Origin of the sequence: Terriglobus sp. 2YAB30_2 (assembly GCF_052114765.1) — a bacterium.
GTDB lineage: Bacteria > Acidobacteriota > Terriglobia > Terriglobales > Acidobacteriaceae > Terriglobus.
This window is the reverse complement of record NZ_JBFRFJ010000002.1, coordinates 348,061-363,240: the sequence shown is the minus strand read 5'-3', so window position 1 is coordinate 363,240 and position 15,180 is coordinate 348,061. Positions and strand designations below refer to the sequence as shown.

Annotated in this window: 13 protein-coding genes and 1 tRNA gene; 8 read left to right on the top strand and 6 right to left on the bottom strand. The window is 56.5% G+C overall.

The window, feature by feature from the left end; translation table 11 throughout:
• Window positions 1–20 precede the first annotated feature (20 nt).
• On the top strand, window positions 21–530 hold the full coding sequence (locus tag AB4Y89_RS04200; RefSeq protein ID WP_442299639.1) for a GNAT family N-acetyltransferase: 510 nt from the start codon (window positions 21–23) through the stop codon (window positions 528–530).
• A 409-nt stretch (window positions 531–939) separates the two neighbouring features.
• Here the strand turns inward: AB4Y89_RS04200 and AB4Y89_RS04195 are convergent, their stop codons facing one another.
• Entirely contained in the window at window positions 940–1,878 is a 939-nt protein-coding gene (locus AB4Y89_RS04195) for a LysR family transcriptional regulator (RefSeq protein ID WP_442299638.1), read from the bottom strand.
• 121 nt (window positions 1,879–1,999) lie between these two features.
• On the opposite strand from AB4Y89_RS04195, the gene AB4Y89_RS04190 reads away from it, so the two are divergent.
• Together AB4Y89_RS04190 and AB4Y89_RS04185 are read left to right on the top strand one after the other, a co-directional pair.
• Window positions 2,000–2,413: a helix-turn-helix domain-containing protein gene (locus tag AB4Y89_RS04190; RefSeq protein ID WP_442299637.1), complete on the top strand. Its 414-nt coding sequence runs from the start codon at window positions 2,000–2,002 to the stop codon at window positions 2,411–2,413.
• Entirely contained in the window at window positions 2,410–3,669 is a 1,260-nt protein-coding gene (locus tag AB4Y89_RS04185) for a tyrosine-type recombinase/integrase (protein WP_442299636.1), read from the top strand. Before AB4Y89_RS04190 ends, AB4Y89_RS04185 begins: the two co-directional genes overlap by 4 nt.
• Before the next feature lie 22 nt (window positions 3,670–3,691).
• On the opposite strand, the gene AB4Y89_RS04180 is transcribed toward AB4Y89_RS04185, so the two are convergent.
• The 4 genes from AB4Y89_RS04180 to AB4Y89_RS04165 all read right to left on the bottom strand — a co-directional run bounded on the left by AB4Y89_RS04180 (window position 3,692) and on the right by AB4Y89_RS04165 (window position 6,065).
• Window positions 3,692–3,768 (bottom strand) — tRNA-Asp (locus AB4Y89_RS04180).
• A gap of 214 nt (window positions 3,769–3,982) precedes the next feature.
• A complete protein-coding gene (locus AB4Y89_RS04175) occupies window positions 3,983–4,855 on the bottom strand; it encodes a copper resistance D family protein (protein ID WP_442299635.1) in 873 nt (290 codons plus the stop codon).
• A 2-nt stretch (window positions 4,856–4,857) separates the two neighbouring features.
• Entirely contained in the window at window positions 4,858–5,217 is a 360-nt protein-coding gene (locus AB4Y89_RS04170) for a copper resistance protein CopC (protein ID WP_442299634.1), read from the bottom strand.
• Window positions 5,218–5,234: 17 nt separating this feature from the next.
• On the bottom strand, window positions 5,235–6,065 hold the full coding sequence (locus tag AB4Y89_RS04165) for a hypothetical protein (RefSeq protein WP_442299633.1): 831 nt from the start codon (window positions 6,063–6,065) through the stop codon (window positions 5,235–5,237).
• Between the two features lie 583 nt (window positions 6,066–6,648).
• Between AB4Y89_RS04165 and AB4Y89_RS04160 the strand changes: the two genes are divergently transcribed.
• From AB4Y89_RS04160 to AB4Y89_RS04140, 5 genes are all read left to right on the top strand, one after another.
• Window positions 6,649–8,364: a M20/M25/M40 family metallo-hydrolase gene (locus AB4Y89_RS04160; RefSeq protein ID WP_442299632.1), complete on the top strand. Its 1,716-nt coding sequence runs from the start codon at window positions 6,649–6,651 to the stop codon at window positions 8,362–8,364.
• A gap of 78 nt (window positions 8,365–8,442) precedes the next feature.
• Window positions 8,443–9,198 (top strand): ABC transporter ATP-binding protein, encoded by a 756-nt coding sequence (locus AB4Y89_RS04155; RefSeq protein WP_442299631.1) that lies wholly within the window; start codon window positions 8,443–8,445, stop codon window positions 9,196–9,198.
• Entirely contained in the window at window positions 9,198–10,661 is a 1,464-nt protein-coding gene (locus AB4Y89_RS04150) for an ABC transporter permease (RefSeq protein ID WP_442299630.1), read from the top strand. Before AB4Y89_RS04155 ends, AB4Y89_RS04150 begins: the two co-directional genes overlap by 1 nt.
• Entirely contained in the window at window positions 10,661–12,025 is a 1,365-nt protein-coding gene (locus AB4Y89_RS04145) for an ABC transporter permease (protein ID WP_442299629.1), read from the top strand. Before AB4Y89_RS04150 ends, AB4Y89_RS04145 begins: the two co-directional genes overlap by 1 nt.
• Window positions 12,026–12,031: 6 nt before the next feature.
• Entirely contained in the window at window positions 12,032–13,522 is a 1,491-nt protein-coding gene (locus tag AB4Y89_RS04140) for an ABC transporter permease (protein WP_442299628.1), read from the top strand.
• A gap of 49 nt (window positions 13,523–13,571) precedes the next feature.
• Here AB4Y89_RS04140 and AB4Y89_RS04135 read toward each other — a convergent pair whose 3' ends face one another.
• Window positions 13,572–15,158: an amidohydrolase gene (locus tag AB4Y89_RS04135; protein WP_442299627.1), complete on the bottom strand. Its 1,587-nt coding sequence runs from the start codon at window positions 15,156–15,158 to the stop codon at window positions 13,572–13,574.
• Window positions 15,159–15,180: the final 22 nt, after the last annotated feature.

Below are 15,180 nucleotides of genomic sequence, written 5' to 3'. Positions count from 1 at the left end.
GTGAGCGAAGGAGAACACGGATGGGTTCCGCAAAGAAGCTTCCTGAGATTCGAAGAATGAGGGCTGCAGATGCACGTTGCTATCGAGCGCTACTGATCGAGGCGCTCATCGTACATCCCGATTGTTTCGCCGGGGATTACAACTTTGAAATCACGAGGCCTCTGTCCGAGGTTGAGACTGAATTGGAACGAGGGACGACAATAGGGGTCTGGTTTGGTGATGTATTGGGCGGGATCGCATCGGCCGTTCGTTGCGACAACTTCAAACGCCGGCATTGCGGAACCGTGAGAAACCTCTACGTGCGAGAGAAATTTCGGCACATGGGTGTCGCGAGTCTCCTTTTACAGGAACTGCTTCGCTTCGCGACAAGCGAGATGAGGAAACTAGAGGTGCAGGTCCCGCTCAAGTATGAAAACACGGTCCGTTTGTTTGAACGCTTCGGATTTCGCTTGTGCGGTTTATTACCAGGGAGCCTGCAAATCGGCTCTGAAGAGCTTGACATCTGGATGATGACTAGGCCGCTACGTTGATTTGATAGCGAAGCCCATCGTGAATGCGGCCGAGCTTAGCTCGCACCACGCTGGCCCACAACTAGGCGCTTACGGCGATTTGCAGAGGAATACGTGAGCGAAGGGACACTTGCCTCAGAGATTGGCTGATGGATTCCATTTCGACCCGGATCAGCCCCGCATTGAATGTTGAAGCAGGTCGCAACCAATACGTTGAAGAGATTCGCTTATGGCATCCGGTCCTTCCCAACCGCAACCTACATTGATTCCCGTTCATGTATGCATCCACTGTGGCACGATTTCCAGACGGGAGGCCTTTGAAGGAAGGGCAATCACTTCTGGGATCTTCACTTGCCCCAAGTGCGGTGAAGACGGTCCGCTCAACGTAGAGATCAGGCCTGCTTCTGAAGCATAAGCGACTTAGCGAATCTCATGATCCTGTAAGAGGCAGTCGTCCCTGCGATTTGTGCGCGAAACTGTCCATCTTTCTCGACGTGGCCCGAACAAACTCCTTCACGAGACGTGACTTCGTATCGGAACGAACTGCCAGGTTTGTCACCAACCGAAGCTGTGATTCTGACAACGGCCTCATCGTGATCCCGTCACGTGAAATACGCCAAGCGGCACTCCGAGGAAGAAAAGCCATCGCTTGATGCTCCAGAATGATTTCAGGGACCTCTTCTGGACTCATTACGTGAAAGATGTCCTTCGGGCGAACATTCTTACCTGACCCAACAAACAGGATCATGTCGTAGAGGTAGGAATTCGCGTGTCGACTGAGCAAGACCCAGTTTCTGTCGTGCATCTGTCCCAAGAGTACTTCCCGGTGCTGCCCAATTGGGTCGCTGGCTGCCATCACAATGTAGAACGGATTGTCCGCCAAGCGGAGCAGGCTCAGCTTCGGTGTCTCTGGAACGCCGGTCGTCATGGCAGCGTCGAGATCGCCTGAAATTACTTGGTGCGCGAGTTCGTTTGAATAGTTGCTCCACTGTTTGATCCTCATGCCGGGAAACAGGGGCAAGCGGATCGATAACAGAGTGGATACGAGAAAAGGATCGGTATACGCTGACTTTCCGAGATTCAAGACCTCATCAGCGCCATTGAAAACAGCTGTTGCCGCTGCCACGGCTCGTTCAGTGTGAGACACCGCTTCGATAGCCTCTTCAACAAAGGCACGGCCCGCATCGGTTATAGCGACGGTTTGATGATTCCGATCAAAGAGCCGAAAACCCAATTGGTTCTCCAACTCATAAATTTGTTTGCTCAGTGTGGACTGGCCAATATGCAGACGATCAGCGGCACGCGAAAAATTGAGGTCTCTCGCAACCGCGATAGCAGCTTGAAGCAACCGAACTTCCGGAAGAGCCATAACCATCCTCCGAACTCAGCATTAGGAGACGGCAAGCAAACGTACAGCTGGCAATCGTCAATTTCGACAAGAAGATTTTATTCCTTCCGCGTTTGGTTTTGCCAACGCGGCGTCCATCCAAATGTCTTCGTTATTCCCAACTGGAATAACGCTAGCCCTAGTTTTCATTGGACGGCTTGCCATATTTGTCAGGATGATGGGCTCAATTCAGGCGTCAGTCTGCTGGGCTGAAAGCCTTGGTGGTGACGAACCACGGCGCCTGACTTGGAGTGACCCAATGGCAGAGACGCACTACCTTCTCGATGCACACGAAGCTGCACAGATCCTGCGGATGGATAGGAGAACGCTGGTGCGATGGGCACGGCTTGGCCAAGTCCCGGCCCATCCTATGGGAGAGGGCAAACGGAAGCTCTGGCGCTTCGTTGAGCATGAGCTACTTCAGTGGGTCGAAGCTCGCAGAATCAGCTCGGAACGGCGACCGCCCGCGAGTACCATGGAGACAGCCATCAGCGCTCATGCCAGGAGAACAGCATGAGCCGCTTTCAACAAGGAAGTCTCTTGAAACAGAAGCGCAAAAGCGGTCCGGATGTATGGGTCTTCCGCTGGTATGACGAGACCAGCGGAAAGCGCACGTACAAGAAACGCAATCTCGGCACGGTGAATGAACTTCCATCACGTCGGGATGCGGAACAAGCCGTGGCCGATTTTCGCGCCAACATCAACGTCGAGGTTAGAGTGCCTGTCACGGTCTCTGAGCTCATCGCCCACTACCGCAAACACGAGTTGACTGCCGACAAGAAGGCATTTGCCACGATCGAGTCAACGTCGATTTATCTGACAAATCACATCGCTCCCGCTTGGGGTGAGAAGTGGTTGTCAGACGTTCGAACCGTGCAGGTTGAGGAGTGGCTGCATTCGTTGTCATACGCTCCGGCAACGAAAAGCAAAATTCGGAACATCATGTCGGCGATCTTCAATCATGCCATCCGGTATGAGTGGATGCATCGCAATCCCATCAGTAAAGTCCGCGCCTCGTCAAAGCGTTTGCGGGAACCGGATGTTCTGACACCTGCCGAGTTTGCGGCATTGGTCGAGGAACTGCCTCTTCGCGTGAAGGCGATGGTGGTCTTGGCTGGGAGTACAGGCTTGCGGCGTTCGGAACTGGTTGCGCTCACATGGCGGGACATCGATCCACTGCTGATGCAGGTGAATGTTCTCCGTTCCTGTGTGCGGGGCCGATTCGGCGATACCAAGACAGAGGCCAGCCGGAAACCCGTTCCACTTCATCCTTCCGTCATCGAATGCCTTGACGCCTGGAGGAAGGAGTCGCCGTACAACGGGGAGGATGACTTCCTCTTTCCATCCGTTCGGAATGAGGGCAAAACCCCTGTGACGCCCGACATGATCCTGAAGAAGATCATTCGCCCTGCACTCGTCCGGGCGAAGATCACTGGGAAGAGAATTGGATGGCACAGCTTCCGACACTCTCTGGCGACCAACCTGAGAGCGGCTGGAGCCGACCTGAAAACAGCCCAGGAACTCCTGCGTCACGCGAACTCGCGGATCACTCTCGACATCTACACGCGAGCGATCTCCGCAACTAAGCGTGAGGCCAACAATAAAGTCATGGAGATGGTGATTGAGGCCGGCAAAGGCCGTATTTCAGCACCCTCGCCAGCACCCTCGCAACGGGAGCCCTTGCGTCTTGAGGGCAGCAAAAAAGGTGCCGGAAACTCTCAGCACCCTTCAGCACCCTCGCGGGTCACAACTGATCTTGTCACTGTGCCATAAACCTTTTCTTTTCTTTGGTTTATGGCGGGGACGACGGGGCTCGAACCCGCGACCTCTGCCGTGACAGGGCAGCGCTCTAACCAACTGAGCTACGTCCCCAGCTTGCTTCAACTGCAAGTTGGATGGGATTCAGACTTGAGCATCATGCTGGCGCAGACAACTCTCATCCTAGTGGCCGGTTCTGAACTGGACTCCTTCAGGAGGGACCGTCATCAACCAACAACAAGATTGAGTGTAGCAGAAGATGGGCAGCTTGTGTCTATCTTCCGGCAAAGATTCAAGATCGCTGTGGAAAGAAGGACATAGGGGAATCTCACGCGGCCGGGGCAACGCTTCCGAGCCATGCCGAAAGCAGCAGAATGACCAGCATCAGCACGGCCTCTACACGCAGGGTTGCGCAGAGCCGGCGCATGGCTTGGTCCGTGGGCGGCTGCTGGAGGGTTCGCCGATTTATCGCTCCAAGAGCGAGCGCCGCGAAAACGAACAACAGCTTGACGCCGAGCAGTAACGCCCATCGCGTATGCAGGGCGCCCTGAATGTCTCCGTCGACTCCGAGCCAGGTGTTCCAGATACCGCTTAGCAAGATGAACACGATCGCTGTTGCTGATTGCATGGAGAGCCGCTCGCCGTTGGCATGCTGCAGCCTGGTATCGCGAAACGAAGCAAGAACTCTGGCCGACACGATGACGCCGCCCGCCCACACACTGGTGGCCACCAGATGGATCCACTGCGCCAGTTCGCGCAGCGAGTAATTTCCGTCCGAAGCCGCATGGCCGGACGCTGCTCGGAAGAAGGATAGTGCAAGCAGAGACACTCCAACCGATGTCAGCCGTAACCGTCGAGGAGAGGGAATCAGAGCAGCTGCAGCAGTCACCCCTGCAGCAATGGCCTGTGGCAGCAGAATCCATCCGGCGTGGGTCGCGAGCACATCGCGGAACTGGGGCGTGAGCTCGGCGAAGCTGGCAGCCCCCGTCATACCGGCCGTTAATACAACCAGTTGTACCGGTTGTACGGCTGCTATCAGCAAGGCAGCCAGTCCGATTAATAGAAAGAGCTTCCTGTCATACGTGGCAGGAAGCGTCTTCCAGGTAAATGCGGCGAGGGCCCCCAAGCTAAGGCTGAAGGACACATCGGCTGCTCCGTTTGCCAGCACATGCAGCGCCAGCAGTTGTCCTTCAGAAAGCACGTCTACTTCACCGTGAACTTGTACTCGCCTTGCATTTTATGTCCATCGGGAGCAACGGAGACCCAATGCACCAGGTAATCGCCGGGTGTCAGCTTGGGAACCGCAAGCGTCAGTGTCTTGGGATCTCCCGCAACACCTGCCGACTTCTCTGTACCGACCGTCGAGCCCTTGTCGTCCGTCAGCGCCAGCGAGCTAAATTTTGCTTCGACAGGCTCCGAGAAAGTAACAACGACCTTCGCAGGAGCGGGCCCCGCAGAGTCGGCAGCGGGCAGCATCACCTTAGGATGGGCATGGGCCATGGCCAGGGGGGCACAGGCTGTCACTGTCATTGCGAGACCGAGAACACATGTTTTCAGATTCACGACTAATTTCTCTCCTGTTAGCTGGCAAGCATAGTGAATTCGGCGATGTAGAGCTGGTTGCCCGCGCCGCGGAACTGTAGCCAGAGCTTATAGGTTCCGGCTTCCTTGATGGCGACGTGCAGCATGAGCTCTCCCGGAGATGAAGCGGAGTCCGGCATCTCCGGTGTCGGTTTAGACATATCCATGTCGCCGTCCATCGCCATTGGATGAACATGAACATAACTCAGATCCCGGTCACTCAGAAAGACCGCATGCGCCGGAACTCCGAGGTACGGGTGCAGGTCCTTTGCCGGCTTACCGTCTCTCAGGATCTCGACGTCGATCATCTCCATCCTTCCAGCATGCAGCCGGACCGTGGAAAGGTCCACCTCGTATGGGCCAACCTGGACTCCCATACCCGTCGAGGGAAGCTTGCGGGAGGCTGACGCTGTCTGGCCGATAGGCAGTTCAAACCGGAAGACCTGGTGATTCAGTTTATTGGGTTCTCCATCGGCATAGACGTGATAGAGCGCGGCACGCGGAAACTTCTGGGTGATCAGGAAGTGACCGGTAGGTGAGATCTGCGGATGAATATGCAGGAAGGTTTTGAAGTCGTCGCTGACAAGAACGACATGAAGCTTCTGCGTCATCTCCACCTGATATTGCTTGATTGGCGCCTGTGACTTCGGCAGTGTCATCCAGAAGTCGAGCTTCTGCTCAAGTGGGCTGCCGACAGAGGTCGCTTTCAGGTAGCCGTCCATCTGCGCGGCTTCGCCTTGCAGGGCCGACACGCCCTTCAGCGTCTCCGCTCGCGACGAAGCGGTACAAACTGCCAAGCCTAGAAGAAATGCAACAACAGTGACTCTCATACAAACCCCGGAAAGGATGAATGGATCGGCGCTGCAATTTAAATCTGTTGCCCGGGCTGGGCGTTGTGGGTGAGGTTTCACGGCGGAACCTACCGTGATTTTGCTGTGACTATAGCGCAGAAACCAACTGCTTACAAATTGATGGCGCAACTCATCGAGTGATTGAAAAACCTACTCTATTGATAGAAGAACTTTCCTTGACACGATTTCTCCTCTGACCATAGGCTTGCTTCATCAAGAGACAGCTCTGCTACTGTTATTTTTCCATGCCATCTTTCCGTTCTCGCATGGCAGGCACAGGTGTCAGTCGTTCGGGTTTTTCAAGAAGAATCCCAGGCTTAGATAGCCGGATCAACACTTTAGAAGGCCGTAGTTCCGTCGTACACGCTCCAGAACGATAGAACGTTTTCCTCGTGGGTCTAGTGCAGGGCTTCCGCATCCTTTGGGCGTTTTCCGCAATGAAAACGCCTTTGTACGCTCTTCCGGGATACCCAGCAACGGGGAAAACGCTCTAAACGATTTTCACTTGCGTCGCCGCGAGGCAGGCGCACCTCTATTTGCTTTCAGGGAGTTTTCGAAGATCATGCGATCCAGGTTGATGGCTGTGTGTTTGATCGGTCTGCTTGCAGGACCGATAGCGTGCAACAAGAAAGAAACCAAGACGTCGTCGGCGACCGGCAAGCCAAAGCTGGGAATCAATCCGAATGGCACTAGTAACTCGGCGCCCGATGAGAGCAAAGCTCCGCCCGAGCTGAAGAAAGTATTCGACTATATCGACGCTCATATCGACGATCACGTCGAGAACCTGCAGAAATGGATTCAGCAGCCTTCCATCTCGAATTCCGGCGAAGGTATTCCGGAGTCTGCCGAAATGGTAAAGGGTTTCTTCGATAAGCTCGGCTGTCAGACGACCCGCGTGATCGATGTAGGCATCACCGAGTACGGCTCCCCGGGAAACCCGGTCGTCTATGCCAAGTGCGATGAGGGCGCGCCAAAGACAGTCGCGATCTACTGGCAGTACGACACTATGCCTGTGACGCAGCCAGATCTGTGGGTTGCACCTCCGTTTGAAGGCCGCATTATTCCAGGCAAAGACGCAGGCCTGCCCAATATTCCACGCGTCATGATCGGCCGCGGAGCTACCAACTCCAAAGGGCCGGAGATGGCTCAGCTGAACGCTCTGATGGCGTACAAGCAGGTAAACGGCAAGCTGCCCGTGAACCTGATCTTTATCGCCGAGGGTGACGAAGAGCGCATGGATATCGGTCTGCGCAAATTCTTCCAGGATCACTCCGATCTGCTGAAGGAAGCGGACGCTCTGTATGCAGGCGGCCCCTCCGAGGGCTGTGTCTACGTCGAGCTCACTACCAGCGGCACCAAGTGGGGCCGTGGCCCGACAGTCAGCGATGTGCACGGCGTGATGAAGCGTACAACCGACTCACCGGCATGGCGCCATATTCATATGCTAGCTTCGCTCACCTCGCTTGATGGCAATACGCCCCTGATCCAGGGCTTCTTTGACAACATGGAGAAGCCGACTCCGGCACAGATGGATGAGCTCAAGAAGCGCGCCGCAAACATGAACCTGGAGCAGATGGCGAAGAACCAGGGGGTTGCCCGCTATATGTCCGACGATCCGGTCGAAGTTCTGAAGGATGGCCGCTTCGGCACCAGCTTCAACCTCGACGGTATCTGGGGCGGCAATATGTACGCGGGCGGTGCCGGCGCCATTCTGCCCAATAAGATCACCTCGAAGCATAACTTCCGTTATGTGCCGAAGATGAACGGCCCGGATCTGATCAAGAAGCTACGCGCCCAGCTGGATAAGAACGGCTACAAAGACGTAGAGATCAAACTGATCGGCGATGTGCCGTGGTCACGCGGATCGTCGCCTGACACCGATATCTCCAACGCGCATAAGAAGGCAGGAGAATTACTCGGCGTCACCGCCGATCGCAATGGCCCATTCATGATGGCATCGCACTATAACTTCCTGGGCGAAGACAAGCCCCTGGGTGTTTCGCAGGCGGAGGCGACCGGTGGCTACTGGCCGTCGTACCTCTTCGCCGACGGCGAGGTCGGTCAAAAGGTCGGCAGCATCTCCATTCCGATGGGCATGGGCGCTCGCGGTGGACAGGGCGGACGTGCTCACGCCGCCAACGAGTACTATGCGGTTGAAGGTTCCAAGTGGGATAACGGTATGGCTGGCGCCGAGAAACTGGTCGCCGCCAGCATTTACTACTACTCTCAGATCACGACGGTTCCACCGAAGCCAAAGACCTCTGCGGCCTCGAAGTAAGTCTCAACCAACGTAACGACCTCCAGCAGCGTCTTTCAGGGCGCTGCTGGAGGCCCATACACAGAAAGAGACATCGTCATGAATCCTGTGATTTCCGTTCGTAGCCTGACGAAGACCTATCACGTCGGCGAGCATCAGGTCCATGCTTTGCGCTCGATCTCGCTGGACGTCCATCCAGGCGAGTTCGTTTCCGTGATTGGACCGTCCGGTTCCGGTAAATCGACGCTGATGCATATCCTTGGCTGTCTCGACCAGCCGAGCAGCGGTCAATACTTTCTCGATGGCCGAGATGTCTCCCGTCTAAGCGATGACGAGATCTCACTCGTCCGGAATAAGCAGATCGGCTTTGTCTTTCAGGGGTTCAATCTTCTTACCCGCACCTCGGCGTTGGAAAATGTGGAGCTCCCGCTGCTGTACGGTACCGGGAATGTCTCCGCAACGGAACGCCGAAAGCGAGCCATGGCCGCGCTGGAGTCTGTCGGTCTGGAATCCCGTTGGGACCACCATACCAATCAGCTTTCAGGCGGACAGCAGCAGCGCGTCGCGATTGCACGTGCGTTGCTCAACAATCCGTCCATCCTGCTTGCCGACGAGCCCACCGGGAACCTCGATAGCAAAACCTCGATCGAAGTGATGGAGATCTTCCAGTCGCTGCAACGTGAGCGCGGCATCACCATCGTGCTCATCACCCACGAGCTGGACGTGGCCGCATACGGCTCTCGCATCATTACCTTCAAGGATGGCAACATCCTTTCAGACGTAGCGAACGACAGCCGGCGTCACGCCAGCGGAGAACTGGAGAGCCTGCCGGTTCCAGCAGAAGGAGTGCTGTAGTGGTTGTCCCCAACGCGCTCGTGATTGCGTGGAAGGCGCTGCGCCGTAACCGGATGCAGACCGCCTTGACCATGTTGGGTATGACCATCGGTGTGGCCACGGTGTTGACCATGATCGCTCTGGGCAGTGGAGCGCAGAAGGCGATTCAGGACCAGGTCAAGGCAGCCGGCATGAACATGCTGCTGGTCACCGCAGGCAATTACCAGGCCCAGCGGGAGCGTCCGCCGGACGATGCCATCGAGATGGGGCGTCTCCACAATCCGGAGATTGAGATGCAGCCACATCTGCAGCTCGCGATGTTCCATCCCGAAGACGATCCGTTTGCAGTTCATGATCACCCAACCTCACGCCAGCGCCTTGGCGACGCTGAGGCCGGCCTGGGTGCTGCGGCGACGCTGACCCTCGATGACGCCGAAGCTGTCCGCAAGATCAAGGGCGTGCAGTACGCGGTCGAAGGCATTCACGAAAACGTGCACGTTGTCAGCGGCGATACGCGTTGGTTCACGCGCGTGCATGGAGATGGCAGTGCACTGCCAGAGATCCGCAGGTCCTGGAAATTCACGCATGGCGGATTCTTCAGTGAAAGACAGCAGCGCAATAAGGAACAGGTTGTCGTTCTGGGAAGCATCGTTGCGGAGAAGCTCTTTGGCGATAAGAGTCCTGTCGGCGAGACCGTTACCCTCTGGAAGCAGCCGTTCAAAGTGATCGGCGTGGTAACGAGTGCGAACTGGATGGTGACTCCCGAAGCCGGGGATGACCAGTTTGACGCGGTCTATATTCCGGTGACGACCATGCAGAACCTGCTCAATCTCTCGAAGCTCAACGATATTACGGTGACGACCGAGTCGACAGGGGATGTAACGCGGGTCGCAAAGACGATTACAAGCGTGTTGCGCTCGCGCCACGGTATCGATACCAGCCGCCCCGATGATTTCACTGTGACCAGCCAGGCAAGTAAAGCGCTCCTCAAAGGCGGTCTTCGTCCGGACGTGGCGCAGGCTGTCACTGGAAATGTCGGTGGTCTGGAAAAGGTCACGCTTGATCAGCTCGGAAAAACGCTCGACAAATCCAGCAAAACGATGACCGCCCTGCTGGCCAGCATCGCGACCGTGTCGTTGATTGTTGGCGGCATCGGCATCATGAACATCATGATGCTTTCGGTCACGGAGCGCACCCGCGAGATCGGTATCCGCCGTGCGGTCGGAGCACGTGAGAAGGAAGTGCTGATGCAGTTCATCTACGAGTCAGTAACACTCAGTGTCGTTGGCGGTCTGCTGGGCATTCTGATTGGGACCGTGGCGGCAATCTCTATCTCGCATGTCGTGCAGTGGTCTACCAGCATCTCGCCGCTATCGATCGTGCTGTCGTTCGGTATCTCCGCAGCTGTCGGCATCTTCTTCGGCTACTACCCTGCGCGGGAAGCATCGCGTGTCGCACCTTTGACGTCGTTGAGGTTTGAGTAATGGTGATCAGGAAAAGCTTCAGGATTGCGGTCAAAGCTCTCAAGACCAATAAGCTGCGGACCGGTCTTGCCATGCTGGGCATGACCATCGGCGTCGCCGCTGTGTTGACGATGTTCGCTCTTGGCACTGGCGCGCAGCAGTCCGTCTCCAAGGATGTAAAGTCCGCCGGCACGACCCTCATCAATGTCCGTGCGGGCAACTTTACGCGCGGCGGAGAAGAGTCCAAAATCGCAACCGGCCTTGGCTCAGCGACAACCCTGATCGCTGACGACGCAGAGGCTATCCGCTCGCAGGTGCAGGGCGTGGGCTATATCTCTCCCCTGACACGTATGCGCGGGTGGGTTGCCTACGGCAGCGACAAGACCTATACCCAGGTCTATGGCGTCGGTGTGGACTACGCTGAGATGTACGACTGGAATTTTGAAAAAGGGAAGTTCTTCAAGAAGGGCGCCGTGGAAGATGCCGAGAATGTAGTTGTCATCGGCACCACCTTACGGGATAACCTCTTTGCCGATGCCAATCCCATTGGAGAAGAGATCGAAATCCACGGTGAAAAGTTCAAGGTGAAGGGCGTCTTCTCCACCAGTGACGAAGAGCAATCGCAGATGGCTGTCATCCCCTACACCAAGCTGCAGAAGATGCTCGGCATCAACTATCTATCGAACATTATGATCTCGGCGGAAGAGGCAGGTAAGGCTTCCGACGTGGCCAAAGACATCGTTCCGGTGCTGCGATCACGGCACAAGCTCGAATCGGCACCCAAACCCTCAACCTCTGCCGGCCTGGGCCTGGGTGGGCTGCAAGGGGCTACCATGAGCGGCGGAACGCCGGATGACTTCACCGTCAAGACACAGGCTTCGGAAGCCCTGACCAAGGGACTGAATACTTCGGTCGCCGCCTTCATCCTCGCCAACATGCCGCAGATGGACCAGGTGAACATGCAGGAGATGTCCGGAACTCTGAACCGTGCTGGTCAGACGATGACAGCTTTGCTGGCCGCCATCGCCACCATCTCACTTATCGTCGGCGGCATCGGCATCATGAACATCATGCTTGTCTCGGTCACGGAACGGACACGGGAGATCGGTATCCGTCGTGCGGTTGGAGCGCGTTCCTACGATGTCCTGATGCAGTTCCTCGTAGAGGCCGTGACTCTCGGCCTCGCGGGTGGAGTCCTCGGAATCATCCTTGGATTTCTTGCCTCGTTCACTATCACACACACGCTGCAGTGGGATGCCACGGTATCGCCAACCGCCGTTGCCCTGGCGTTTGGCATCGCCGCAGCCACTGGCGTCTTCTTTGGCTTCTACCCGGCCCGTCGAGCGTCGAAGCTGAACCCTATCGACGCTCTGCGCTTCGAGTAAGACGGTATGGCAGACCTCACCTCGCTCCGCAAGAGCACGGCCATCGCCTGGCGTGCGCTGCAGCGCAATAAGCTGCAGACGATTCTTACGATGGTCGGCATGACGATCGGCGTAGCCACCGTGCTGACCATGATTGCTCTGGGCAGCGGAGCGCAGGCTGCAATTCAAGACCAGGTCCGTGCCGCGGGCATGAACGTGATCGTCGTCAGCGCCGGCAACTACAAGATGCAACAGCAGTGGACGAGCCAGGGCGAAGCTGAGGAACCAGCCGCCTATGTTCCAGACCGCTATCGTGCCCGCTTCTCCACAATGACTTGGCAGCCGTCGTCTTCTGCCATGCTGATGAGGGTCTACCAGCCGGGAACGAATCCGCAGCAGGACATCGCGCACGGAGGCGAGAATGCCGCAGGGCTCGGAGCTTCCGACAGTCTCAGCCTCTCCGATGCGGACGCAATCGCCGATCTGACTGGTGTTCAATTTGTTTCGCCTGGCGTTACGGAGAACGCAATCGTCAAAGCCGGTGATGCTACCTGGTACACACGCATCCATGGAGAAGGGAAGGATCTGCCTTCGATCCGGAGGGCATGGATCTTTCCGGAGGGTCGGTTCTTCCCAAAGAGTGAGATCGCAAATGCTGCGAACGCAATCGTGCTTGGAAGCATTGTGGCAGAGAAGCTCTTCGGGGATGTGAATCCGGTAGGCAAGGACGTCGCGATCCTGGGTGGAAGTTTTCGTGTTGTCGGAGTCGTTGGCAGCGGTAGCTGGATGGTGCCGGCTGCGGTCGGTGACGATCAGTTCGATGCCGTCTATCTGCCGGTAACGACAGGGCAGAACCTGCTTGGCAAGCGGGGGCTCGACTCGATCACGGTGTCTACGGTCTCTACCGGTGATGTCACACGCGTGACGAAGAACATTGCAGCGCTCCTTCGTCAGCGTCACGGATTGGCGCATGAAGATCCGGATGACTTCGTTGTCTCCAGCCAGGCCCGCAAGTCACTGGCACGTGGAGGCATGCGAACCGATATCGCACGCGCCATCACTGGGAATGTAACCAATCTCGACAAAGTGACGCTGGAACAGTTGGGTAAGACCCTCGACCGGGCCAGCCGTACCATGACGGCACTGCTGGCCAGCATCGCATCGGTTTCGCTGATCGTCGGCGGCATCGGCATCATGAATATCATGCTGCTCTCAGTGACCGAGCGCACCAAGGAGATCGGCATCCGGCGCGCGGTGGGTGCACGATCAGATGAGGTAATGTTGCAGTTCCTGATGGAAGCGGTGACTCTAAGCCTTACGGGAGGAGCACTCGGCATTCTGTTTGGAGTGCTTGCTTCCGGTTCCATTACCAGGATGGTTGCCTGGTCGACCAGTATCTCCCCGCTCGCGATTTTAGTTTCGTTCGGCGTCTCCGCGGCCGTGGGAATCCTGTTCGGTTACTACCCGGCCCGAGAGGCCTCACGTGTGACACCGATGACATCGCTTCGTTATGAATAGAGAAAGCAACAGCCTGCGGAAATAACCTCCGCAGGCTATGTTGTCAGTTTTATTTGCCCGAGGGCTTTGTAAGAGTTGGGTACTTGACGCCAAGTTGATCGAGGTAAGTGGGATACTTCGACGCATCGTAGTAATACTTCTGCATCTCTGCCCGATACTTCTCCATTGTGGCCTTGTTCATAAAGGTTGCGGGCTTGTCCTCCGGTCGAACAAGCGACTTGTACTTTACCGTCTTGGTCTGGACATTGGTGAAGTAGTCCTTTGCCGCAGCTACAAGCTCAGGTTTGGTCATCAGGTCATAGAGCGTCATGGCCTGTACCTTGGCGCCGGCAACGACGCCTTTGTGCGCGATGGGTGTCGCCATGGCGATAGCGTTGGCCCAGTTATGTCCTGGAAGGTTGGGGATATTGGCTGGATACGAGAGAACGATGGTCGGCACGTTCCACGAGATATCGCCGATATCGTCGGACGGGCCGCTCTCTGAACTCGCTGTTGGCGACGGGGGGCGCGGTGTATGTAACTCGGTGTCCAGACCGCTCTCCGGAGCTCCGATTTCGTGCTGTAATGCTTTCGCGAGCGCCTGGTCATCGGCGGACCATACCGGTAGTCCGATCTGTGTCGCATTGGCATTCAGATCCTCGGCTATCGGTTTGTTATAGTGTCCTGGCCATGCGGAGCCAAGGATGGTTTCATCCCAGGTGGTCTGGGTCATTAGAGCTGCGCCTTGGGCCATGCGGTCGCCATCTGACCAAAGACCTTTGATGTGGTCATAGTCCAGCTCGCGGAAGTAATACCAGACTGCGGCCGACTGCGGAACCACATTAGGCTGATCGCCGCCATTGGTAATGACGTAGTGCGAACGCTGCTGAGGGCGGAGATGCTCACGGTGGAAGTTCCAGCCGGCATCCATCAGCTCGACTGCATCGAGGGCTGACTTGCCGCGCCATGGAGCCGCCGCTGCATGAGCCGACTCTCCATGGAAGTTGTACTGAAGTGAGATCAGTCCGGTCTGTCCGCCTTCTCCCCAGCGAGCACCCAGGTTTGTGCCGACGTGAGCGAAGAGAACAGCGTCAACATCCTTAAAGTAGCCTTCGCGGACGTAATAGGCTTTTGCACCCAGAAGCTCTTCAGCGACCCCAGGCCAGATTTTGATGGTGCCGGAGAGATGGTTCTTCTCCATCTGCTCCTTCACCGCCAGCGCCGCGAGGATATTGAGGGGAACACCGGAGTTATGACCTTCACCGTGACCTGGAGCTCCCGGAATCAGTGGTTCATGCCAGGCGACACCGGGCTTCTGTGAGGCCTGAGGGATGCAGTCAATATCGGAACCGAGAGCGATCACCGGCTTACCGGAGCCCCAGCTTGCCATCCACGCTGTAGGAATACTGGCGATGCCGCGCTCGACTTTGAATCCATTTTTCTCAAGGATCCCGGTCAAGTACTTCGATGTCTCGAACTCCTGGAAGCCAAGTTCGCCGTAAGAGAAGACGGTGTCGACCATCACCTGGGCCAGCTTTGCATTCTTGTCGACGTGCTGAGCAAGGGCTGTCTTCTCCGGGGTTAAAGAGTTCTGGCCGGGGCTGATGCCCGCGGCCAGAAAGGTAAGAATTGCCAGACTGCTAAGTTTCAGCTTCACTTCGACGTTCTCCGAAAATAGA